Annotated in this window: 17 protein-coding genes and 1 pseudogene; 12 read left to right on the top strand and 6 right to left on the bottom strand. The window is 63.7% G+C overall.

All coding sequences use genetic code 11. From position 1 onward, the window contains the following. Nucleotides 1-24: 24 nt before the first annotated feature. Nucleotides 25-2265 (bottom strand): hypothetical protein, encoded by a 2241-nt coding sequence (locus GEM_RS15185; RefSeq protein WP_014898268.1) that lies wholly within the window; start codon nt 2263-2265, stop codon nt 25-27. A gap of 410 nt (nt 2266-2675) precedes the next feature. Between GEM_RS15185 and GEM_RS15180 the strand changes: the two genes are divergently transcribed. Then, entirely contained in the window at nt 2676-2870 is a 195-nt protein-coding gene (locus GEM_RS15180) for a helix-turn-helix transcriptional regulator (protein WP_014898267.1), read from the top strand. 181 nt (nt 2871-3051) lie between these two features. Next, nucleotides 3052-5367 carry a phage/plasmid primase, P4 family gene (locus tag GEM_RS29195; protein WP_014898266.1) on the top strand — a complete coding sequence of 772 codons (2316 nt, stop codon included), beginning with the start codon at nt 3052-3054 and terminating at the stop codon, nt 5365-5367. Nucleotides 5368-5682: 315 nt separating this feature from the next. Here the strand turns inward: GEM_RS29195 and GEM_RS32250 are convergent. Then, nucleotides 5683-6198, bottom strand: a pseudogene (locus tag GEM_RS32250) (type II toxin-antitoxin system RelE/ParE family toxin); the annotation flags it as partial. Between the two features lie 318 nt (nt 6199-6516). Between GEM_RS32250 and GEM_RS15170 the strand changes: the two are divergent. After that, nucleotides 6517-6720 (top strand): hypothetical protein, encoded by a 204-nt coding sequence (locus GEM_RS15170; RefSeq protein WP_014898264.1) that lies wholly within the window; start codon nt 6517-6519, stop codon nt 6718-6720. Between the two features lie 81 nt (nt 6721-6801). On the opposite strand, the gene GEM_RS15165 is transcribed toward GEM_RS15170, so the two are convergent. Beyond that, entirely contained in the window at nt 6802-7602 is an 801-nt protein-coding gene (locus GEM_RS15165; RefSeq protein ID WP_014898263.1) for a transporter substrate-binding domain-containing protein, read from the bottom strand. Nucleotides 7603-7941: 339 nt separating this feature from the next. On the opposite strand from GEM_RS15165, the gene GEM_RS15160 reads away from it, so the two are divergent. Further along, a complete protein-coding gene (locus GEM_RS15160; RefSeq protein WP_014898262.1) occupies nt 7942-8259 on the top strand; it encodes a DUF7716 domain-containing protein in 318 nt (105 codons plus the stop codon). Between the two features lie 86 nt (nt 8260-8345). On the opposite strand, the gene icmH is transcribed toward GEM_RS15160, so the two are convergent. The 3 genes from icmH to tssJ form a co-directional block, all read right to left on the bottom strand. Beyond that, a complete protein-coding gene (gene icmH / locus GEM_RS15155; protein ID WP_014898261.1) occupies nt 8346-9128 on the bottom strand; it encodes a type IVB secretion system protein IcmH/DotU in 783 nt (260 codons plus the stop codon). Continuing rightward, nucleotides 9125-10471, bottom strand: coding sequence for a type VI secretion system baseplate subunit TssK (gene tssK, locus GEM_RS15150; RefSeq protein ID WP_014898260.1), 1347 nt, complete (start codon nt 10469-10471; stop codon nt 9125-9127). Before tssK ends, icmH begins: the two co-directional genes overlap by 4 nt. Before the next feature lie 102 nt (nt 10472-10573). Further along, on the bottom strand, nt 10574-11185 hold the full coding sequence (gene tssJ / locus GEM_RS15145) for a type VI secretion system lipoprotein TssJ (RefSeq protein ID WP_039320279.1): 612 nt from the start codon (nt 11183-11185) through the stop codon (nt 10574-10576). Nucleotides 11186-11563: 378 nt separating this feature from the next. Between tssJ and GEM_RS15140 the strand changes: the two genes are divergently transcribed. The 8 genes from GEM_RS15140 to tssH all read left to right on the top strand — a co-directional run bounded on the left by GEM_RS15140 (nt 11564) and on the right by tssH (nt 21081). Beyond that, complete coding sequence (locus tag GEM_RS15140; RefSeq protein WP_014898258.1) at nt 11564-12202, top strand: tetratricopeptide repeat protein; 639 nt, start codon at nt 11564-11566, stop codon at nt 12200-12202. A 44-nt stretch (nt 12203-12246) separates the two neighbouring features. Continuing rightward, a complete protein-coding gene (gene tssB / locus GEM_RS15135; RefSeq protein WP_014898257.1) occupies nt 12247-12762 on the top strand; it encodes a type VI secretion system contractile sheath small subunit in 516 nt (171 codons plus the stop codon). A 15-nt stretch (nt 12763-12777) separates the two neighbouring features. Next, nucleotides 12778-14268: a type VI secretion system contractile sheath large subunit gene (gene tssC / locus GEM_RS15130; RefSeq protein WP_014898256.1), complete on the top strand. Its 1491-nt coding sequence runs from the start codon at nt 12778-12780 to the stop codon at nt 14266-14268. A 70-nt stretch (nt 14269-14338) separates the two neighbouring features. Further along, on the top strand, nt 14339-14842 hold the full coding sequence (locus GEM_RS15125; protein ID WP_006477093.1) for an Hcp family type VI secretion system effector: 504 nt from the start codon (nt 14339-14341) through the stop codon (nt 14840-14842). Nucleotides 14843-14904: 62 nt separating this feature from the next. Then, nucleotides 14905-15390, top strand: coding sequence for a type VI secretion system baseplate subunit TssE (tssE, locus tag GEM_RS15120; protein WP_014898255.1), 486 nt, complete (start codon nt 14905-14907; stop codon nt 15388-15390). A 77-nt stretch (nt 15391-15467) separates the two neighbouring features. After that, nucleotides 15468-17303, top strand: a complete 1836-nt coding sequence (tssF, locus tag GEM_RS15115; protein WP_014898254.1) for a type VI secretion system baseplate subunit TssF — start codon at nt 15468-15470, stop codon at nt 17301-17303. After that, entirely contained in the window at nt 17267-18367 is a 1101-nt protein-coding gene (gene tssG / locus GEM_RS15110; RefSeq protein WP_014898253.1) for a type VI secretion system baseplate subunit TssG, read from the top strand. The genes tssF and tssG overlap by 37 nt, the downstream gene beginning before the upstream one ends. 44 nt (nt 18368-18411) lie before the next feature. Continuing rightward, a complete protein-coding gene (gene tssH, locus GEM_RS15105) occupies nt 18412-21081 on the top strand; it encodes a type VI secretion system ATPase TssH (protein ID WP_014898252.1) in 2670 nt (889 codons plus the stop codon). Nucleotide 21082 lies beyond the last annotated feature (1 nt).

Here is a 21082-nt window from a genome sequence, read left to right as displayed (position 1 = left end):
CCGCCTTCCTCGCCCCCTTCTTGTTCAAAAAAGCTTTGCGCCAATGGATTCGGCGGCCTCACGCGTTGCTTCTGCGACTTCCTGCAGGAACGCGTTTCGGTCAGGCGAGGGCGTTACGTCCGGAATTGGGGCGGCTCGGTCATAGATTCGTCCGGCGATTAACTCGGCGCGCCGGAAGGTCGAACGTGGTCCCGATTCGTCGAACGCGCTGCGCCACTCCGACAGGCGATCGGTGCGGATGCGTCGAGAGGAAAGCTCGATGAGCTTGCGGCTTAGCTCCTCGGCGATGTCATCGTAAAGACGCTGCTTGTCGTCGTCATCCGGCTCAGGCCCAGACCACGAAATCGGGTTTTGAAGGAGGACATAGAGGCGCTGCTGGAGTTGTAGCTTCAAATCCGCCACCGGCCTCAGACTGTCATACTCGTCGCCGATGCCGGTCGCGAGGCGACGGCTGAGCGCTTTCACTCGCGTCCAGTGTTCTTTCTCGACCCCCTGTTTGATGGTGAGGCCGAGCCGAGGGCGCCAGGCGTTTCGGAAAATCTCGGCAGCGCGCTCAACTGCGAGGACTAGATTCATGCGGTCGTAGGCCGGACGCGAGTCGGCACGCGTCGGCCGCGCTACGATGCCGTCTACCATTCCCAGCAATTTGTCGATCTGCGTGATCGTCCGCCGTCCGTCGGCGGAAGCGCTGTCGAGTTTCGCGTCGATGCCGGAAAGGAACACCCGCGCGCTCGTCAGTCGGGTTCGCAGTGCGCGTTCGGCGAACGGCCCGAGATCCTCGCCGACGGATGCGAGCACGTTCTCGCCAGATTCAAGGACATGATTGACTCGCATAGTGGGAGTCGGCAGGTTGGGGCCTTCTACACGGTCGAAGTGCGTGAACGCGAAAATCAGCTTGGAAGCACTACCTGAGGACACCAGCTCCTTCATTGCTGCCACTGGCGCCGCCAACATCGGTTGCGTCGCATTGTCGACCAAAATCACGGCGTCCACCATCTCGATACGCTTCGCGAGCGTGGTCGAAATCGTGGACATCGATCGCGGCGTGTGGCCTAGGCCCTCACCGTCGAGTAGCGCGAGTTTCGGAACTTCGTTACTCCATGAAGGCTTGAACGGCCCGGCTACGCGAACACCGTTGACTAGCGGTGTAAGGAGCGTCCCGAAGAGCGGCGCGTAGTTGGAGGAGAAGCGGGCCAGCGTCTGCATGAAGGCGTCCCGGTCTTCCGTCTCCCACGTCCAACTCAATGGCCAGCCGACCTTGGTCTTTTGAAGCTTGCCTTCGGCGAGAAGTGCGAAGCGCTCCTCTATCTCGTCCATCAGTGCGTCCACAACCTGCTGAAAGCTCTCGTCGTCGCGGGTTCGGTTGTCCAACTCATCCTCGAACAGCTCGTCGATGACGCGCTGGTCTTTTTCATCTGTCGCATTCAGTTCCTGTCGCAATTCGTCGCCATGCCGAACCGCGACGTCTTTGAGCGCGGCGAGTGCCTGTGCCAGAACCTCGTTCGTGCGCTTGAGCAAGTCGCTGCTGTCTGAGGCTTCGTCAGCCTCGGGTTCGTCGTCGAAGTCGCTGACCTCCTTCACCGGCCCGTTGCCCAGCACGTAGCTAAAGCGAAAGCGCTGGTTGACGTGCGTCAGAAGACGGCGCATCTGGTCACCGTCAGGCTCGCCGCGGTACGCGGCAAGGACCGCCGCCGATGCGCACTCCTTCAGGTGTTCGCGCACGTCTTCCATTGGGAAGAACGTCACCACGGCCCGGAATGCGCCTTCACTTGGCACGATCTCCGTCTCGTGAACTGTCGTCTTTGCCGTGGAAGTGGAGGGGAAGCGCTCGCGCGTCGGATCGGTGCCGATGATCTGACGCAGCAGTGTCGTCTTTCCGGCCCCCGTGGTGCCGAGCAGGAGCGCCCGGCGGTATTCGCTTGACTGTGCAGAGGGCAGCGCAATTGCCGTCTCGCGCAGGCCGAGGAAGTCGGTTTCGCCGCCCTCGAGCTTGTAGTAAAAGATGTCCACGACGCGGGGATCGAGTGCGGCGAGAGCCTGGTCGCGAGCGGCGATATCCCACAGGTGCGGGCTGGAAAGCAGCACGTTCATATCGTCCCGGAGCTTTGCTGCCTCTTTTTCGTCGTCGGTCTTGAGACTCTGTCGCACCCGGAGTCCCGTCCTGCCAGTAGTCAGGTCCGTACGCTTCGGGTGACGGAAGATAATTGCCCAGGTACTCCGACCCTGGGTCCGGCTCAGGCTCGCGGTGTAGAACGTATCGGTCATGGATTGGCCTTGTTGTTCCGTTGTTGTTCCTCTGAGCGAAGTATTGCCGATAAGTCTGGGTGTTGTCAATGGGCTGGAACAACGCCGGAACAACGTGGTGTCGCAGCGGATTTTCGTGCATACTGGCAGCACTTCCAGCCGGTTACATAGGACGAGAAGTAGTTGGCGACCCACTAGCCCTTCGTGCGAGAGTTTGACTGAGCTAGTCGCGAGATCACCAGCGGGTTGTTTCCCACTCGGCGAATACGACCGTAGAGGACGCGCAGCGCACCCACTGCACCGGGTAACCAGCCGATTTGTCTTTACGCTGGTGGGCCTCCCTAAAGGCCGGACGGTTGGCATCTCATTTGACCGTCTTCCCTCGTCTTCGACATTCAAGACATAACTGCTTGAAGTTGAGGATGGCATCCATGACCATCGATCGTCTTATCGACCTGACCGAGCTTTGCCGACAGGTCTGCCTCAGTCGCTCCGCTGTGTACGAGCGAATCAGTTTCGATCCGACCTTCCCGCGCATCATCAAATGCGGTCGGAAGACTCTCTTTTCCGAGGTCCACGCACAAGCTTGGATTCAGGATCGCATCAAGGAGAGCAAAGCCCAGTAAATCACTCACATCACTCCCGTTTGCTGGGGGCGGCGGCCGCATGCCTCTTTCCCAGCAAAAAAACCATGACTTCAGCGTGAGCGATGTGAGTCACTTTTTTTATTGTTTTCGAGTTTCGAAAAGCAAAAAAAAGTAACAGCAATGCTGCTCACATGCTCACGCCTATCAACTAGGACTGAAGATGAGCAGGATTGAGTTGGGGAAAGATACGGCCTTTCAGGATGCTTTGAAGGTATGTCAGGCGGTGCATGATGACAGGCAGAAGTTCACGATCAAGTGGATACTGCGCGGCCCGGACGGGAGGACGGTGCTCAAGGTTGCGAGCACTTGGGGGACGATCACGGACCAGCAGCAGCATTTCGCTGAGTCCGAGGCTGACGGCTGGGAAGCATTCATGCTCATCGGCATGACCGATGACGATGGCTTGTCGTCGGCCCGTGTAGTTGGCACGTGGGCTGTCGCGGTCGATCTTGACTACGCTGTGGACATGTCTCGTTGGAATAATGCGCCGTACCGTCCGTCGATCGCGATCAACACGTCTGGTGGTCGGCAGCACCTGATATGGATTCTTAAGGCCCGCATTGTCGACAGTGACATGTTTCGCAAGATGGTCGTCGCGCTTGCACATCGCTTCGAGGGCGACGCCTGCTTCGCGAATCTGACGCAAGCGATACGCCTACCGGGCTTCAAGAACCAAAAGCACGGCAACGAAGTGGCGTTGTCGCTGTACGAGCCGGACCGGTGGTACGACTATGACGAGCTAGCTGCCGCATTCGATGTCGATCTAATCGCGGCGTCATTGCAGGCGCGCATCCCGGTGACACGTTCGCTTGGCGTGTCGGTCAAGACCGACGAGGACAAACGCCATCGCCTTGCCGATCTGCGCGACGCGTTGCATCACATAGACCCCGATCCGTATGACACGTGGATCAAGGTGATTGGGGCCGCAGCAGCGCTTGGCGAAGACGGATTCAAGCTTGTTGACGAGTGGTCGCGTCGCTCGAACAAGTACGACGAACACCGGATGCAGATCGCGTGGAAGTCCTTCGCAGCCGGAGCGTCGGCATCGCCTTCGTCGATTTTCTACATGGCGCAACTCAAGGGCTGGACAAACCCCGGTCGACGCAAGGTTGCGGCGGCCCGCGAAGTGTTGAACGAGCGTAGCCTTGGCCGGATGCTGGCAGACATTATGTATCCGGACATCGCAGTTGCTCGCAATGGGCATGGCGAGAAACAGTGGCTGCAAGCGCTGCGTTGGAACGAGAACCGTTACGCTCGGCTCGATCAGTTTGCGTTCAGGACTGTTGTCGAGTCGTACGGTCATCGTTTGATCCAGAAGGCGAGCGGCACAGATAGCAATCTAGCGGTGGTTGCTGCCGTCGCGAAGCATTCGGGAAGCGGCCAAGCATTGGATTCGCTTGGCCGTACCGCACTGGAATTTATGCTCGATGCATCGGATTCGCTGCAGGCGACGAAGTATCCGTACTTCCCCGTTGCCAACGGCGTGTTGAACCTGCTAAGCGGCGAATTGGTTCCTGGCCGTATCAGACCGATCTCGTATCACAACAGCGCGGTAACGTTTGACCCGCAAGCGAGTGCTCCGAGATTTGAGGCGTTTCTTGCCGAGATATTCGAGGGGGACGACGAGCTTGTCCGGTTCTTCCTGCGCCTCTGCGGCCAAATGCTGCTCGGCAAGCCGAAAGAGCATCTCTTCGTGTTTTTTCTGGGCCCGACCGGGCGCAATGGCAAATCGGTTGCCGTCGAGGTGCTAAATGCGATTTTCGGGGGCTTGGCCTGCACCTTGGGAGTTTCGGCGCTCATGGCCAAGGGCACGATGACAGACGGACCGACGCCGTCGATCGCGAAACTAGAGGGAAAGCGGTTCGTGAGCGTGAATGAGCCGACCAAAAAGCATACGCTCGATGGAGGGTTGGTCAAGCAGTTGACAGGCGGGGATCGTGTGGCGGCACGAGCGCTTTACGGTGCAGATGTCGAGTTTCTGCCCGAGTTCACGCCGGTCATGATCGCGAACGAAATGCCGGTAATCAGTGCCGACGATAACGCCATCTGGCGCCGCATCATTGTCATACCATTTATGCACACGTTTTCGGACGAGGAGATTGACCGCGACCTTAAGAGCAAGCTACTTCTCCAATTGCCGGGTATCCTGAATCTGCTACTACAGGGGTTGCGCGACTACCTTGAGAACGGCTTGCAGCCGCCCGAGAGGGTCCGCAGGGCGGGTAACGAGCAACGCAAACGTGCGGATGGCTTTGAGGCATGGCGCGAGGAACGTACGATGTCATTCCAAGGGAAAACGCAGTACAAATCTCTCCATGAGGACTACCTCGCATGGACTGCGGCAAATCGCAGCTACGAGAAGCTGAACTCCCGCGACTTCGGCGCCAAGCTGGCGGCTACCTATGTGCGGCTGGAACAGCGTCACTACATATTTTACGAGGGTGTCCGCCTGAAAGACTTGTCCGGCGCGAGCTAGTATGTTCGTCGGGTGGGAGTGCGGCGATTGGCTCAGTCCGCAGTCGTACGCCTGCAGCCAGCAGGGTTGTTGGTATCGGTGTTGGTACTTTTTGGATTGAAGTCGCTGGAATCCATGTGCGGCAACGGTTTCAGCGGATGGTTCGAGTGCTGCAGCCGGCACCAAATCCGAAGAGGGGTTACGGAATTTTCCGTAACCCCTTTTTCGTTTGCGGCGATCGCCTGCGTGGGCCTTGCGCGCGCGTGGTGCCATCACGCGGCAATCGAACGACTTCATCGCTTCCAGATGTACCACGGCCCGGCTTCCCGTTGCCTCGGCGTAGCGCGACAGCGTGCGCAGCGACGGCATCGCGCGACCACTCTCCATCCGCGCGATGGTCGATTGAGTGGTCTCCATCCTCTCCGCGACCTGTTCCTGCGTCAATCCGGCGCGTACGCGTGCCGCGACCGGCTTGCGGGCAACGGCGAACTCCGGTGCTTGTGCGTCATACTCGGCCTGCGTAGCCGGATCGGCCAGCAGGCGCTTCTTCAAAGTTGCAAGGCTGGTCATCGCGCAATCCTCATTCATCCGGGCGCACGCCATTTCGATAGCGCGACGCGGTGTTCTCTGCGTCTTCTTCACGAACACGTGCAGCACGATCAGGCGTTGCCGTGTCCGAGCGACGTATCTCGCCCGCGCGATGCCATCACGCCCGGTCATGCGGATTTCCCACAGTCCCGGAGGCCGCGCGGTTTGCCAACGCGCCGTCCAACCACTGTCGAAACGTAATCCTGCGTCGCAGGCAGCAAGCGCCGCTCGCCCCACATCGGCCTGAGCTGCCCAGCCAAGCATGATGCCCCGGCAGGATCTTCGGCGACTCGCGTACCCGCAGACGCGCCCGCGCGATCCGCGCCTGTCGCTCCGCAGTTACGCCCCCTGTTCCTGTCATGCCCGCGTCACGATGCCCCCCTAAGGTTGCACGTTCCCGTCGCGGCACCATCGCCTCGACCGGGCGTGCGCAACCCGCATGCGACGCCGTGCCCGCGTCGCGCAGGCGGACAACCGGGATCTCGCTCCCGGCGACGCATTGACCATGCATCGCACCATTCCATTCGAAAACACGATCGACGCCGATTGAGCTGGATCGCCGACGATCAGGAGACTGGGACCATGTTGAGTCCACATGAATTTTCGATGCTGCTGCGCATTGCACGCGCACCGGACAGCGTCGACCCGTCGACCCCGGCTTTCGCCGTGCTCGTCGAAAAACGGCTGGTTGACGATACGCAGGTACGCGTGAATGCGGTGGCTGCGCGCCCGGCGCTGACGCCGATCGGACAGCTGCTGCTCGCGCGCTTCGACGAAGCGGCTTGAGGGAAGGGAACAGAACTGCAGATGAGCGTCACGCCTTCGCAGCAGCGAAGGACGTGACGCATCCAAAACACGGGGATCCGCTTACTGCGCGACCGGCACCGTCACGTCGCTGCCGAACCAGTGCATCGAGATCTTCTTCAACGTGCCTTCCTTGCCCAGCGAATCCAGCGCATCGTTGATCGCCTTCTCGAACTTCGGATTGCCCTTGCGGAACGGGATCGCCATCTCCTGCTTGCCGCCGTTCAGCACCGCACCCGCGCGCAGCGGCAGGTTCGAGGTCTTGATCATGTACGGCAGCATCAGGCGGTCGTCGAGCGTTGCCTCGATTCGGCCCGCTGCGAGGTCGCGCAGCTTCTCCGGCGCGCCCGGATACGTCTGCACCTCGATGCCGGGCACGCTGCGCGCCATCTGGTCGTAGTTGGTGCCGAGCGTCACGCCGAGCTTCTTGCCCTTGAATTCATCGAGCGACTTGAAGTTGCGCGTGTCGTCCTTGCGCTGGATCAGTTGCGCAGCCGAGTACGTGTACGGCACGCTGAAGTCGAGCACTTCCTTGCGCTGCGGCGTGATCGTGACCTGATTGACGATCACGTCGAACTTGCCGGCCTGCAGCCCCGCGATGATGCCGCTCCATTCGGTCGGGACGAACTGCGTCTTCACGCCGAGCTTGCCGGCGACCGCATTCGCGACGTCGACGTCGAAACCCTCGAGCTGCCCCGACGTGCCGCGCGAGTTGAACGGCGGATACGTGCCTTCGAGGCCGACGCGCAGCACGCCGGCTTTCTTCACCGAATCGAGCAGGTCGTCCGCGTGCGCGGCGACGGCCGTGAAACCGAGGGCGGATGCGAGCAGCAGGCCCGACAGCAGGAACTTCGAACGTTTCATCGCAGATCTCCAGTGTTCAGTGTGGCAATTGAGCGTCGGGCATCGATCGTGCCTCGACCTGGCCGGAATACGGGCACGTAGACACTACTCGCAACCGGGCCGCGCCGAAAGTCGAATTGGCCCTGATTGCAATCGATATCAACCGGCGGCGGGTTGGGGGCGTGCGCAGGAGGGCGCTGCGGGGGCGGTGCAGGCCGGCGACACCAGTGCGCGCGGCCTCGTGCCAGCGGAATTGGCATAATCACGGCTTGCCGACGCGTGCGGCGGCGGCGCGCACCTTGCCGTGCGACCGTCGCGCTGCCGTTGGGGCGTATTTACCCAGTTACCATCGCAATACCCATGCCGACCATCACCGCGACCGAAGTGTCGCTGAAACACATTCTCGAACGCCCGGGGGATTTCTCCGGATGGCTTTGTCTGCCGCCGATGCCGTGGACGCTCGACACGGCGGGTGCATTCGCCGAAGACGATCGCGACGCCGACGCCGACACGCCGCCTGCCATCGCAACGCAACCCGGCTGGCGCGTCACGCTGGCCAGCACGACGATCGAGGACATTGTGATCAACGCGCATGACCAGGTCGACGAACCGAGTGTCGCGCAGTTGTTCGACGCGTTCGTGTTTTACGTCGAGAACGACGAGTTCATTCTGTTCTGACGACGTGCGGCGCGCGCCACAGTGAAAAAGGACCGCATGGCGGTCCTTTTTCACTGTGGCAACAGCGTTCGAGCGAAGCCCGGCCCTCAAGGCAGCGAAATCGTCAGGTTCGCCGACTCCGGCCCGACCTTGATCACCTGCGAATACGGTGCAAGCGCCTGCAGCGTCTTGTCCTTCAGGTACGTGTTTAGCCCGAGATACCCGAGCAGCGCGACGAGCGCGAACACGGCACCGATCGCCCATACCGGCACTTCGCGCTTCAACCGGTGCGCGATCTGGTCCGGCAGCGGCCAGTGCGGCGCGAACGGCGCGCGCTTGCCCTTCATGTGCGCGATTTCATCGCCGAGCCGCGCGGTCAGATACGCGAGCTTCTCCGGCCCTTCGAGCAGATACTTGCCCTGGAAGCCGAGCAGCAGGCACATGTGGAACACTTCGAGCGACTGCAGCCGCGCCGCGCCCTGCGCGCGGCAATCCTCGAGATACTGGAAGAACTTCTCGCCCGCGAGCTGCTCGCCGAACAGCACGAGCTGCAGCGGCCGGCGTTCCCAGTCGGCGCGAATCTTGAACTGCGACGACAGCACCATTTCGTCGACGGCCGCGCAATACGCGAACTTCGCGCTGTAGACATCCTCGGCCGCGATGTTCAGCTTCTTTGCGCCGCGCTCGAAATCCGACAGGAATTCCTGGATCTTCGTGCTGAACTCGCTCGCGCTGTCGGGCGCGCGGCCGTTCTTGAGCAGGAACAGCATGAAGAACCCGTCGTACAGCAGGTCGAGCAGCGAACGGGCCTGGAACGCGGCGTCGGTCGACGCCGGGGTATGCAGCGGGGCCGGCGCGTTGTCGCCGAACAGGGAAGGCGCGTAGCTCATGATGTGACCGCGATCAGTTCGAATTTCAGGTCGTTGATGCCAGTCGGCGCGTAGATCATCGCGGACTGGGCCTGCAGCATGCGTTCGTACAGCGCGCCGCGCGAATCGAGCGAGAAGTAGCACGCGCCCGGCCGCACGGGGATCGCGGGCGGCACCTGCGGCGTGTACGAGAGCCGCACGCCGGGCATTGCCGACAGCACGAGCTTGTCGACGTCGTCGGGCGCGCCGACCTTGAAGCGGGCCGGCACCGCATCGACGAGCTCGACGCTCGGCATGTCCGCGGACACCGCCAGATAGAACTCGGTCTTGTCGTCGATCTTGCCCGAGTCGAGGCGGCCGAGATGGAACGACGGACGCACCTCGTCGAGCGTGATCGCGAAGTAACGCGTCGAGATCACGGTGTCGAGCAGTTCGCGCAGCATCACGTCGAGACGCGCGAAGCTCGGGCCCGGATCGTCATGGCGATACACGGGCAGGTCGGCGAGCGTGTAGCCCTTCGAGAACGTCATCAGCTGGCCCGCGAGGCGCAGCAGTTCCTGGAACAGCCGCTCCGGATGCAGCGCCGCGTGCTGGTGCAGGTGCGCGAGCGTCGCGAATGCGGCGTTCGCGGTGTGCAGCAGCCAGAACGATGCGATGTCGCCCGAGCGGAATTCGATGATGTTCTTCGACGGCTCGCGGTGGAAACCGTACAGCGCGTTGACCTTCGCCTGCAGCGCGTCGACCAGCTGGCGCAGCCGCTGGTGCAGGATCGGCGACGCCTCGATCGCGAGGCACGGCGGCACGAAGCTGTCGTCGATCTCGAAGCCGGACGTCGCGGTGCGGCGCACGCGCACGAGCGGCACCGACAGCAGCTGGTCGCGCGGTTCGCTGTGCGCGATCAGCTTGACCTGCGTCTTCAGGAACGTGATGTCGGCTTCGGCGGCGTCGGTGAAGTTGTCCGCGACGCTCGTCTGCTCGCTGACGAAACGCGTCATGAAGCCGGCGGCCGGATCGTCGCTGTAATTGGTGCCGTTCTCGCGCAGCGGGTGCAGCGCGAGATAGAACACGAATTCGTTGATGCCGTCGGGCAGCGTGTCCAGCGCGATCGGAGGCGGCAGGTCGTCGGCCTGCGGCGCAGCGTACAGCGCGCCGTCCGGGAACACGAGTGCGAGTTCCGCCACGCGCAGCACATTGCTGCCGAGCGCGTCGCGGTCGATGCGCACCGAGCGCACGCCCCAGTTGTAAGGCTGGATCGCCTGGATGGACTCGAACAGGCGCGCCTCGTGGTACGCGTCCTGCCGCTGAAAGTGTTGAGGCCGGAGGAACAGCCCTTCTCCCCAAAGCACCTTGGCCGAATAACTCATGTCAAATCCGGTTAATGTGGCGTTGCGATGTAATCGATTTGGTCGTGCCCGAATTAATCGCCAATTTGTTAACTCTTGTTAATTGACATTCGTGCGTCATGCTTAACCGCAGGTGACCGACGAAAGCATATTCAGCGGTTGCGAAGGTGCACCCTGTTGCGGTGCAATGACAGAACCATCGGTGACCGTCATCGCGCAATTATGCAGGCCGATGATTATGCCGGATTTCTCCGACTTCGCCGGGTCGAACGTCAGTTTCCATCGCTGGAGTGCGGGATCGCGGAACAGCGCGACAATGCCGAATGCCTGCGCTTCGCGCGATACCTTTTCGGTCGCCGTATAACGCTGGCCGGGAATCAGCGTGATCTCACGCACGTTCAACAGATCGGCGCCCAGTGCGGCTTTTTCCTTGGTCGGATCGGTGAACGCGTCGAACGGTGCCTGCTGGAACGACGTCGGATCCTTCAGCGCGTAGAGCCTTACTACTAATGCGAGCGGTTTGCGATCGGTCGCGGCATTCAGGTTGGGCGCGGCGGCGAGCGTGAGTCCGATATTGCGCGGCGGCTTCTGGGCATCCGGCAGATCAGGCTTGCCGACGCCGGCGGCCTGCATCACGGCGCTCGCGGCAGAGCCGAGCAACGGGGCGGCCGCGCATCCGGCCAGGAGCGCGCAGGCAATCAGTGGCAGCGCATAGCGAATCATGGACGATCTCATCGTGTTTCCGGCGTGCCGCCTTTTACTCCCCTGTCAATACTGCCGGGTATTGCCGCGTTCGCCGCGGTTGCCTGGCGGATCAGTCGTTCAAATATTAAGCACACGTGCGCTGCGGCACGCCTCCGGAAATTTTTTCCGCCGCCCGGGTGAGGCGCTGTCAAATCAGTAAAACTTGCGCATTTCGATCGAAACAAAAGCCGCTGCGAGGCCGCTGCCAGCGGCGTTTCGAGGGGGTAGCGCACGGATTTAAAAGGAATTACTCTGCACTCAACGATTGAATTATGAAAAATTGATCGGTACTATACCCGCGCGCTTCTTGCAAAGCAAAACAACCAGATTCTCAACGATTTTAATACTCACGCGCCGGTGGATATAACGATGAAAGACCGTCTCTTCGCAAAACTTTCTGGGGTAGTGCTGGCTTGCGGCGTGATCGCCGGTTGTGCGAGCCAGCCGCCGGCGCCGCCGACTGCCGACGTGTTCAACAAGTCGCTGGCCGATGCGGACGCCGTTGCGAAGTCGGGTGACCAGGACAAGGCCCTCGGCCTGTACCAGCAACTCGCGAAGTCGGATCCGACGCGCGAGGAACCGTGGTCGCGCATCGCGCAGATCCAGTTTGCGCAGAATCACTATGGCCAGGCGATCGTCGCCGCGCAGGAAGCACTGCAGCGCGACGCCACCGACCGCCAGGCGAAGAGCGTGCTCGCCGTTGCCGGCCTGCGGATCGCGACGCAGTCGCTCGGCGAACTGCGCCAGGATTCGTCGCTCGCGGGCGATGCGAAGTCCGATGCGCAGGCGCTGGCAAAGCAGCTGCGCGACACGCTCGGCGAATCGGCACTGTTCCCGCCGGAGCAGAAGGCGCAAACGCGCAAGGTCGTCCGCCGCCAGATTCATCGTCCGAAGGTCGCGGCCACCGCTACAGCGGAAAGCGGCGTGACGCCGCCGCCGACGACGACGTCGGGTGGCGGTGCAGCACAGAAGGGCGGGGCGGATCCGTTCAGCGCGCTGCGCAACTGACCGCAACTGACGCGATAACCACAACTAACCTGGGAGCCGTCGAGATGGCCAAGAAAGAAAGCATTCAGAAAAGCTTGCAGAAAATACGGCCGCCGCGCGTCCAGCTGACCTACGAGGTCGAGAAGGGCGACGCGATCGAGGTGAAGGAACTGCCGTTCGTCGTCGGGGTGGTCGGCGATCTGGCGGGCCAGTCGGAAGTCGAGCAGCCGAAGCTGCGCGATCGCAAGTTCGTCAACATCGACCGTGACAACTTCGACGACGTGATGAAGGCGATCGAGCCGCGCGCCGCGTTCCAGGTGGAAAACCGCCTGAGCCCGGACGGCGGCAAGTTCGCCGTCGACCTGAAGTTCCGTTCGCTGTCGGATTTCAGCCCGGACGAAGTCGTCGAACAGGTCGAGCCGCTGCGCCGCCTGCTCGAGGCGCGCTCGAAGCTCGCCGACCTGCGCAACAAGCTCGCCGGCAACGACAAGCTCGAGGATCTGCTGTCCGACGTGCTGAAGAACACGCAGCAGCTGCAAGAGCTCGCGAAGGGCACGGGCGGCGACAAAGACGGCGAATGACGACGGAGTGTTGAGATGAACCAGCAAACGGCTGCGGCCCAAGCGAGCGGCGCGGAATACGCCGCCGGGACTTCACTGCTCGACGATATCGTCGAGAAGAGCAAGGTCGCGAAATCCGATTCCGAGCATGCGCGCGCGAAGGACCTGATCGGCGAACTCGTGCACCAGGTGCTCGACGGCACGGTGATCGTGTCGGACAACCTGTCGGCGACGATCGATGCGCGTGTCGCGGAACTCGACCGCCTGATCTCCACGCAGCTGTCCGCGGTGATGCACGCGCCGGAATTCCAGCGCCTCGAAAGCACGTGGCGCGGGATGGACTACCTGGTCAAGGAAAGCAACACCGGCCAGACGATCAAGATCAAGGCGCTGCACGCACCGAAGCGCGACCTCGTGCGCGACTTCAAGGGCGCGAGCGAGTTCGACCAGAGCGCGCTGTTCAAGAAGGTCTACGAAGAAGAGTTCGGCACGTTCGGCGGTTCGCCGTTCGGTGCGCTGATCGGCGACTACGAGATCTCGCGCCAGCCGGAAGACATGTACTTCATCGAGCAGATGTCGCACGTCGCGGCGGCCGCGCACGCGCCGTTCATCGCGTCGGCGTCGCCGGAGCTGCTCGGCCTCGAGTCGTTCTCCGACCTCGGCAAGCCGCGCGACCTCGGCAAGGTGTTCGACACGGTCGAGTACGCGAAGTGGAAGTCGTTCCGCGATGCCGAGGATTCCCGCTACGTCGGCCTCACGCTGCCGCGCTTCCTCGGGCGCCTGCCGTTCAATCCGAAGGACGGCCAGACCGCGGAGAATTTCAACTTCGTCGAGGACGTCGACGGCACCGAACACGACAAGTACCTGTGGTGCAACGCGGCGTGGGCATTCGCGGCACGCCTGACGGCCGCGTTCGACGACTTCGGCTGGTGCGCGGCGATCCGCGGCGTCGAAGGCGGCGGCCTCGTCGAGGACCTGCCGACCCACACGTTCAAGACCGACGACGGTGAAGTCGCGCTGAAGTGCCCGACCGAAATCGCGATCACCGATCGCCGCGAGAAGGAGCTGAGCGACCTCGGCTTCATCCCGCTCGTCCATTGCAAGAACTCGGATTACGCTGCGTTTTTCGCCGCGCAATCGGTGCAGAAACCGAAAAAATACAGCACCGACAGCGCGAATGCGAACGCCGTCCTGTCCGCCCAGCTTCAGTACATCTTCTCGGTATCGCGTGTCGCGCACTACCTGAAGGCGATGATGCGGGACAAGATCGGCAGCTTCGCATCGGCGCAGAACGTGGAGACTTTCCTCAACCGGTGGATTTCGCAGTACGTCCTGCTCGACGACAACGCATCGCAGGAACAGAAGGCGCAATTCCCGCTGCGCGAGGCATCCATACAAGTGTCGGAGATTCCGGGCAGGCCGGGCTCGTATCGTTCGGTCGCGTTCCTGCGCCCGCACTTTCAGCTCGACGAACTCTCGATTTCTCTGCGACTTGTCGCTGATCTGCCCAAACCGGCAAATTCATAAGCGAGTAAATCGCCCGGGCGGGCCGCCTGGGTAGGACGTTAAAACCACCTCTTTGGGGAGTCGAAGGGCCATGTTACATATGCACTTGCAGTTTGGTAGTCCGGCGGTGAAGGGCGAATCCGCGGACAAAGACCATCAGGGCTGGATCGAACTGAAATCGTGGGATCACTCGATCGTTCAGCCGCGTTCGGCAACGGCATCGACCGCAGGCGGTCACACGATGACGCGCTGCGAACACGGCGACATGATTTTCACGAAGGAAATCGATTCGTCGAGCCCGCTGCTGTACCAGCACGCATCGGGCGGCACCACGTTCGATGAAGTGACGGTCCATTTCTCGCGCGCGGATGGCGAAGGCAAGCGCGTGCAGTATCTGGAAGTGAAGCTCAAGTACGTGATCATCTCGAGCATCGCACCGAGCGTTCGCGAAGAAGGTCTGCCGCTCGAGACGTTCTCGCTGAAGTACGCAGCCGTGCAGTGGAAGCAGACCCAACAGAAGATCGGCGGCAACCAGGGCGGCAACACGCAGGGCGCCTGGAGCCTGACGAAGAACGACAAGACCTACGCGGTCTAAGGTCGGTTGCGGCAACGGGGCGCTCGGCGGCCCGTTGCCGTTTTCGCTGTGCACGCCGGCCAATGAAACGATTCGAACCCAGTTTTCTCGACAAGCTGTTCGACGACGAACCGCACCTGCCGGCCTCGGCAGCGATGCGGCAATTGTCGCTGGACGAGCTCAAGAACACGGTCGCCCGCGACGTCGAGGCGATCCTCAACACCCGTATCGCGCACACCGAGAGCGAGCTGGCCGCGCTGCCGGAATGCCAGAAGTCGGTGCTGACCTACGGGCTGAACGATTTCGCGGGGCTGAGCCTCGCGAGCCACTACGACCGCGCGTTCATCTGCAAGTCGATCCAGCAGGCCATCGCGCGCCACGAGCCGCGGCTGCAGCAGGTGCAGGTGACGTTCGAGCTGAACGAGCAGTCGACCAACGCGCTGTACTTCGCAATCCAGGCGCTGCTCGTCGTGCACCCGGCCGAAGAGCCGGTGAATTTCGACGCGATGCTGCAGCCGTCGACGCTGCAGTATTCGGTCACGCGCGCACGCGCCGCAAGAATGCTGTAAATCAAGCTGCCGAGCGGGCCGGACCGCCCGGTGGTGGACCAGGGTCCGGCAGGAAATATTGAGGTTCGGGGTCGTCGATGGAAGAATTGCTGCCGTATTACGAGCGCGAATTATCGTTTTTGCGGCGCTATTCGCGGGATTTCGCCGAACGTTATCCGAAGATCGCGGCGCGGCTCGCGTTGTCCGGCGAGCACTGCGAGGATCCGCACGTCGAGCGGATGATCGAGTCGTTCGCGCTGCTCGGCGCGCGCATCAACAAGAAGCTCGACGACGACTACCCCGAATTCACCGAAGCGCTGCTGGAAGTGCTGTATCCGCACTACCTGCGGCCGTTCCCGTCGTGCTCGATCGCGCAGTTCACGCCGGCTTCGCCCGGCCAGCAGACCGAACCGGTCGTGATCGACCGCGGCACCGAGCTGAAGAGCCGCCCGATCCGCGGCGTACAGTGCCGGTTCCGCACCGCATACGACGTGACGCTGGCGCCGATCCGCATCTCGGAGGCGCGCTACACGCCGGTCGCGCTCGCGCCGAGCGCGACGGTGCTGCCGTCCAACGCGACGGGCGTGATCTCGATCACGTTCGAATCGCTCGCCGCGCAGCTCGATCTCGGCGCGCTGAAGCTGTCGACGCTGCGTGCGCACCTGCACGGCGAACAGTCGTTCGTCGCCGCGCTGACCGACTGCCTGTTCGTCCACGTGCTCGGCGCGTATGTCGAGCCGGAGCGCAACGGCCGCTGGACCGCGCTGCGCAAGCTGCCGATCGCGCAGGCCGGCTTCGACGAGGACGACGCGCTGATCGACTACCCGGCGAAGTCGCACCCCGCGTATCGCCTGCTCACCGAATACTTCGCGTTCCCCGACAAGTTCGATTTCGTCGATTTCGACCTCGCGGCGATCGCGCGCGCGTCGGGCCGCTGCCAGCGCGCGACGTTGCATCTGGTGCTGCAGGACGTGCGCAGCGATTCGCACGTCGCGCGGCTGCTCGAGTTGCTGACGGCCAGCCATTTCCGGCTGTTCTGCACGCCGATCGTCAACCTGTTCCGCCAGCACGGCGAACCGATCCGCATCACGCACCGCGCGGTGTCGTACCCGGTGATCGCCGAAGCGCGCCGCGCGTTCGCGTACGAGGTGTACTCGATCGATTCGGTGAAGCTCGTCCGGCAGCAGGCGCATGAAGAATCGGTGATCGAGTTCCGGCCGTTCTATTCGCTGCATCACGGCGAATCGGCACGGATCGGTCATTACTGGTTCGCGCGCCGCAACGACTGGGTCGCGCAGAAGAGCCCCGGCTACGAAACCGAGATCTCGATCGTCGACATCGACTTCGAACCGACGTCGCCGCAGACCGACACCCTGAGCCTCGACCTCACCTGCACGAACCGCGACCTGCCGGCGATGCTCGCGTTCGGCCTCGAGGGCGGCGATCTGTTCCAGGACGGCGGAGCGCAGACGAGCGGCATCTCGCTGCTGCGGCGCCCGACGCAAAGCGTGCGCTTCGAGCGCGGCCGCGCCGCGCACTGGCGGCTTGTGTCGCATCTCGCGCTGAACCACGTGTCGCTGGTCGCGCACGGGCTCGCACCGCTCAAGGAAATGCTGACGCTGTACGACCTGCGGCGCACCGCCGTGTCGATGCGCCAGATCGACGGCTTGGCCGGCGTCGAGCAGCGCGGCGCCGTGCAGTGGCTGCCCGGCAAGCCGTTCGCGACCTTCGTGCGCGGCATCGAGATCCGGCTGACGATCGACGAGGAACACTTCGTCGGTGCGAGCCTCGCGTCGTTCGTGCGCGTGCTCGACAGCTTCTTCGGGCTGTACGTCCATCTCAACAGTTTCGTTCAATTGGTCGTCGTGTCGAAGCGCACCGGCGAGGAGATCATCCGATGCAAGCCCCGAACCGGCGAATCGATCCTGGCGTAGTCGACGCGCTGCTCGACGAGCCGCACCGCTTCGAGTTCTTCCAGGCGGTGCGCGTGCTCGAAGGGCTGTTCGCGCGGCAGGCGTCCGATGCGCCCGGCGCGTGGCGGCAGGGCGACGTCGTCGCGCAGCGCATCGAATTCCGCAACACGCTGTCGCTCGGCTTCCCGCCGAGCGAGATCGAGGGCGTCCGCTCGTTCGACGACGACGGCACGCTGCTCGATTCCGGTGAGCAGCGCGGCGCCGCGCTCGCGGCCGGCGAGCTCGGTCATGTCGAACTGACGCCCGCGTTCTTCGGGCTGCTGGGCGGGCAGGGCGCACTGCCGCTGCACTACACCGAGCAGATCGTCGCGCGCGAGCACCTGAAGCGCGACCATGCGGCGCGCGCGTTCTTCGACGTGTTCTCGAACCGCGCGACCGCGCTGTTCTACGCAGCGTGGAAGAAATACCGGCTGCCGTTCCATTACGAACTCGACCGCGACGAGCGCTACCTGCCGCTCCTGCTCGCGATCGCCGGCGTGCCGAGCGACGAGGTGCGCGACAGCCTCGCGGCCGGCGCGGGCGGCGTGCTCGACGAGGCGGTTGCCGGCTACGCACTCGCCGCGCGGCACCGGCCGATGTCGGCCGCGTACCTGCAGCGCACGCTGTCCGACTACTTCCGCGTGCCGGTGAAGATCGACCAGTTCGTCGGCAAGTGGTACGACGTGCCGCCCGACCAGCTGAGCGTGCTCGGCGAGGTCAACGCGGTGCTCGGCGCGACGGCGCTGGTCGGCGAACGCGTGTGGCAGCGCGACATGCGCGCGCGGATCGTCGTCGGCCCGCTATCCAAGCGCGACTACGAGGCATTCCTGCCCGGCGGCGCGCAGGCCGTCGCGCTCGAACGGATGCTGACGCTGCTTGCGGGCGTCACGCTCGAATACGAGGTCAAGCTCGTGCTGAAGCGCACCGAGGTCGGCGCGAGTGTGCTCGGCGCCGGCTCGCGGCTCGGCTGGGACGCGTTCCTCTGCACGCGCGACGCGGTCGACGACCGCTCGGATGCCCGCTACGAGCTGCACGTGATTCACTGATTCCGAACGACAACAAACACGCAATCGAACCTGAGATCGACGCCATGAGCACGCCTCTGAAGACCCTGATCACGAAACTGAACCCGCTGTGCCGGCACGCGGCCGAGCGTGCGGCGAGCGCGTGCCTGGCGCGCGGCCACTACGAGGTCGATCTGGAGCACCTGTTCCTCGCGCTGCTCGACGAAGCGACGGGCGACCTGCCGCTCGCGCTGCGCGCGAGCCGCGTCGATCCGCATGCGCTGCGTGCCGATCTCGAGCGCGAACTCACGCGCCTGAAGACGGGCAACACGCGCACGCCGGTGTTTTCCGTGCACCTGATCGCGCTGTTCGAGCAGGCGTGGCTGATCGCGTCGCTCGATTCGCAGCTCGGCCGGATCCGCTCGGGCCACCTGCTGCTCGCGCTGTTGACCGCGCCCGATCTCGCGCAGTTCGCGCAACGGATGTCGTCGCAGTTCGCGGAAATGAACGTGACCGACCTGAAGCACAAGTTCGACGAGATCATGGCCGGGTCGAGCGAGGCCGAGCCGCGCCAGCCGGACGCGGAAGGCGCCGACGTCGCGCCGGCTCTCGACGGAGCCGCGCCCGCGGCCGGCCCGTCGAAGACGCCCGCGCTCGACACCTACACGACCAACCTCACGCAGCGCGCGCGCGACGGCAAGATCGACCCGGTGATCGGCCGCGAAGCCGAGATCCGCCAGGCCATCGACATCCTGATGCGCCGCCGCCAGAACAACCCGATCATGACCGGCGAGGCCGGCGTCGGCAAAACGGCGGTCGTCGAGGGCCTCGCGCTGCGGATCGCGGCCGACGACGTGCCGCCGCCGTTGCGCGGCGTCGCGCTGCACGTGCTCGACATGGGGCTGCTGCAAGCCGGCGCGAGCGTGAAGGGCGAGTTCGAGAACCGCCTGAAGAGCGTGATCGACGAGGTGAAGAAGAGCGCGCACCCGATCATCCTGTTCATCGACGAGGCGCACACGATCATCGGCGCAGGCGGCCAGGCCGGCCAGAACGACGCGGCGAACCTGCTGAAGCCGGCGCTCGCGCGCGGCGAGCTGCGCACGATCGCCGCGACAACGTGGAGCGAATACAAGAAGTACTTCGAGAAGGACGCGGCGCTCGCGCGGCGCTTCCAGGTCGTGAAGGTCGAGGAGCCGAGCGAGCCGCTCGCGGCCGCGATGCTGCGCGGGATGTCGGGGTTGATGGAACAGCACTTCAACGTGCGAATCCTCGACGACGCGATCACCGAGGCCGTGCGCCTGTCGCATCGCTACATCAGCGGCCGGCAGCTGCCGGACAAGGCGATCAGCGTGCTCGACACCGCCTGTGCGAAGGTCGCGCTCGCGCACAGCGCGACGCCGGCGGCGATCGACGACACGAAGAAGCGCATCGAGCGCATCGACGCGGAGATCGCGTCGCTGGAGCGCGAAGCGGCGGGCGGTGCGGCGCACGACGAGCGGCTCGGCGAGCTGCGCGGCGCGCGCGACACGGCGCTCGAACAGCTTGCGCAGGACGAGGCACGCTATGAAGCGGAACGTGTGATCGTCGCCGAGATCACCGAGCTGCGGGACGCGCTCGACAAGGCGCGAGGTCCGTCGGAACACGGCGAGCCGGTCGACGTGCCGGCCACGCGCGACAAGCTGGCCGAACGCGTCGCGGCGCTGCACGCGTTGCAGGGCGGCGAGCCGATGGTGCCGCTGCAGGTCGACGGCCACGTCGTCGCCGGGATCGTCGCCGCCTGGACCGGCATTCCGCTCGGCCGGATGGTGAAGGACGAGATCGACACCGTGCTGAACCTGCAGCCGCTGCTGACCGCGCGCGTGATCGGCCAGGACCATGCGCTCGACGCGATCGCGCAGCGCGTGCGCACCGCGACCGCGAACCTCGAGGATCCGAACAAGCCGCGCGGCGTGTTCATGTTCGTCGGGCCGTCGGGCGTCGGCAAGACCGAGACGGCGCTCGCGCTGGCCGACATCCTGTACGGCGGCGAGCGCAAGATGGTCACGATCAACATGAGCGAGTACCAGGAAGCGCACAGCGTGTCGGGCCTGAAGGGTTCGCCGCCGGGCTACGTCGGCTACGGCGAGGGCGGCGTGCTGACCGAGGCGGTGCGCCGCAACCCGTATTCCGTCGTGCTGCTCGACGAGGTCGAGAAGGCCCACCCGGACGTGCTCGAGATGTTCTTCCAGGTGTTCGACAAGGGCACGATGGACGACGCCGAGGGGCGCGAGATCGACTTCCGCAACACGCTGATCATCCTGACGTCGAACGTCGGGTCGGCCGCGGTGATGCAGGCGTGCCTGAACAAGCCGGCCGAGGAACTGCCCGATCCGGACGCGCTCGCCGAGGCGCTGCGCCCGCAGCTGTACAAGACGTTCAAACCGGCGTTCCTCGGCCGGATGAAGGTCGTGCCGTACTATCCGATTTCCGACGACGTGCTGGCCGAGATCATCGAGCTGAAGCTCGAACGGATCCGCCGCCGCATCGATGCGAACCACAAGGCCGCGTTCGAGTGGGATGAATCGCTCGTCGACGCGGTGCTCGCGCGCTGCACCGAGGTCGATTCGGGCGCCCGCAACGTCGACCATATCCTGAACGGTACGCTGCTGCCGGAGATCGCGGGCCACGTGCTCGGCCGGATCGCCGACGGCGCGGCCATCGCGCGCATTGCGGTGCGCGCGGACGAGGCCGGCGAATTCGCGTACACCGTCGAATGAG

Origin of the sequence: Burkholderia cepacia GG4 (assembly GCF_000292915.1) — a bacterium.
Lineage (GTDB): Bacteria > Pseudomonadota > Gammaproteobacteria > Burkholderiales > Burkholderiaceae > Burkholderia > Burkholderia cepacia_D.
The sequence above is the reverse complement of the archived record's forward strand: the minus strand, read 5'-3'. Positions and strand labels throughout refer to the sequence as shown.

Bases quoted from the DNA above. Each gene is read 5' to 3' on its own strand.
- GEM_RS15170 (WP_014898264.1), top strand. From the start codon at position 6,517: ATGTTGAGTCCACATGAATTTTCGATGCTGCTGCGCATTGCACGCGCA.
- GEM_RS15165 (WP_014898263.1), bottom strand. From the start codon at position 7,602: ATGAAACGTTCGAAGTTCCTGCTGTCGGGCCTGCTGCTCGCATCCGCC.
- icmH (WP_014898261.1), bottom strand. From the start codon at position 9,128: ATGAGCTACGCGCCTTCCCTGTTCGGCGACAACGCGCCGGCCCCGCTG.
- GEM_RS15180 (WP_014898267.1), top strand. From the start codon at position 2,676: ATGACCATCGATCGTCTTATCGACCTGACCGAGCTTTGCCGACAGGTC.
- tssG (WP_014898253.1), top strand. From the start codon at position 17,267: ATGCAAGCCCCGAACCGGCGAATCGATCCTGGCGTAGTCGACGCGCTG.
- tssH (WP_014898252.1), top strand. From the start codon at position 18,412: ATGAGCACGCCTCTGAAGACCCTGATCACGAAACTGAACCCGCTGTGC.
- GEM_RS29195 (WP_014898266.1), top strand. From the start codon at position 3,052: ATGAGCAGGATTGAGTTGGGGAAAGATACGGCCTTTCAGGATGCTTTG.
- tssB (WP_014898257.1), top strand. From the start codon at position 12,247: ATGGCCAAGAAAGAAAGCATTCAGAAAAGCTTGCAGAAAATACGGCCG.
- GEM_RS15125 (WP_006477093.1), top strand. From the start codon at position 14,339: ATGTTACATATGCACTTGCAGTTTGGTAGTCCGGCGGTGAAGGGCGAA.
- GEM_RS15140 (WP_014898258.1), top strand. From the start codon at position 11,564: ATGAAAGACCGTCTCTTCGCAAAACTTTCTGGGGTAGTGCTGGCTTGC.
- tssF (WP_014898254.1), top strand. From the start codon at position 15,468: ATGGAAGAATTGCTGCCGTATTACGAGCGCGAATTATCGTTTTTGCGG.
- tssC (WP_014898256.1), top strand. From the start codon at position 12,778: ATGAACCAGCAAACGGCTGCGGCCCAAGCGAGCGGCGCGGAATACGCC.
- tssJ (WP_039320279.1), bottom strand. From the start codon at position 11,185: ATGAGATCGTCCATGATTCGCTATGCGCTGCCACTGATTGCCTGCGCG.
- GEM_RS15160 (WP_014898262.1), top strand. From the start codon at position 7,942: ATGCCGACCATCACCGCGACCGAAGTGTCGCTGAAACACATTCTCGAA.
- tssK (WP_014898260.1), bottom strand. From the start codon at position 10,471: ATGAGTTATTCGGCCAAGGTGCTTTGGGGAGAAGGGCTGTTCCTCCGG.
- tssE (WP_014898255.1), top strand. From the start codon at position 14,905: ATGAAACGATTCGAACCCAGTTTTCTCGACAAGCTGTTCGACGACGAA.
- GEM_RS15185 (WP_014898268.1), bottom strand. From the start codon at position 2,265: ATGACCGATACGTTCTACACCGCGAGCCTGAGCCGGACCCAGGGTCGG.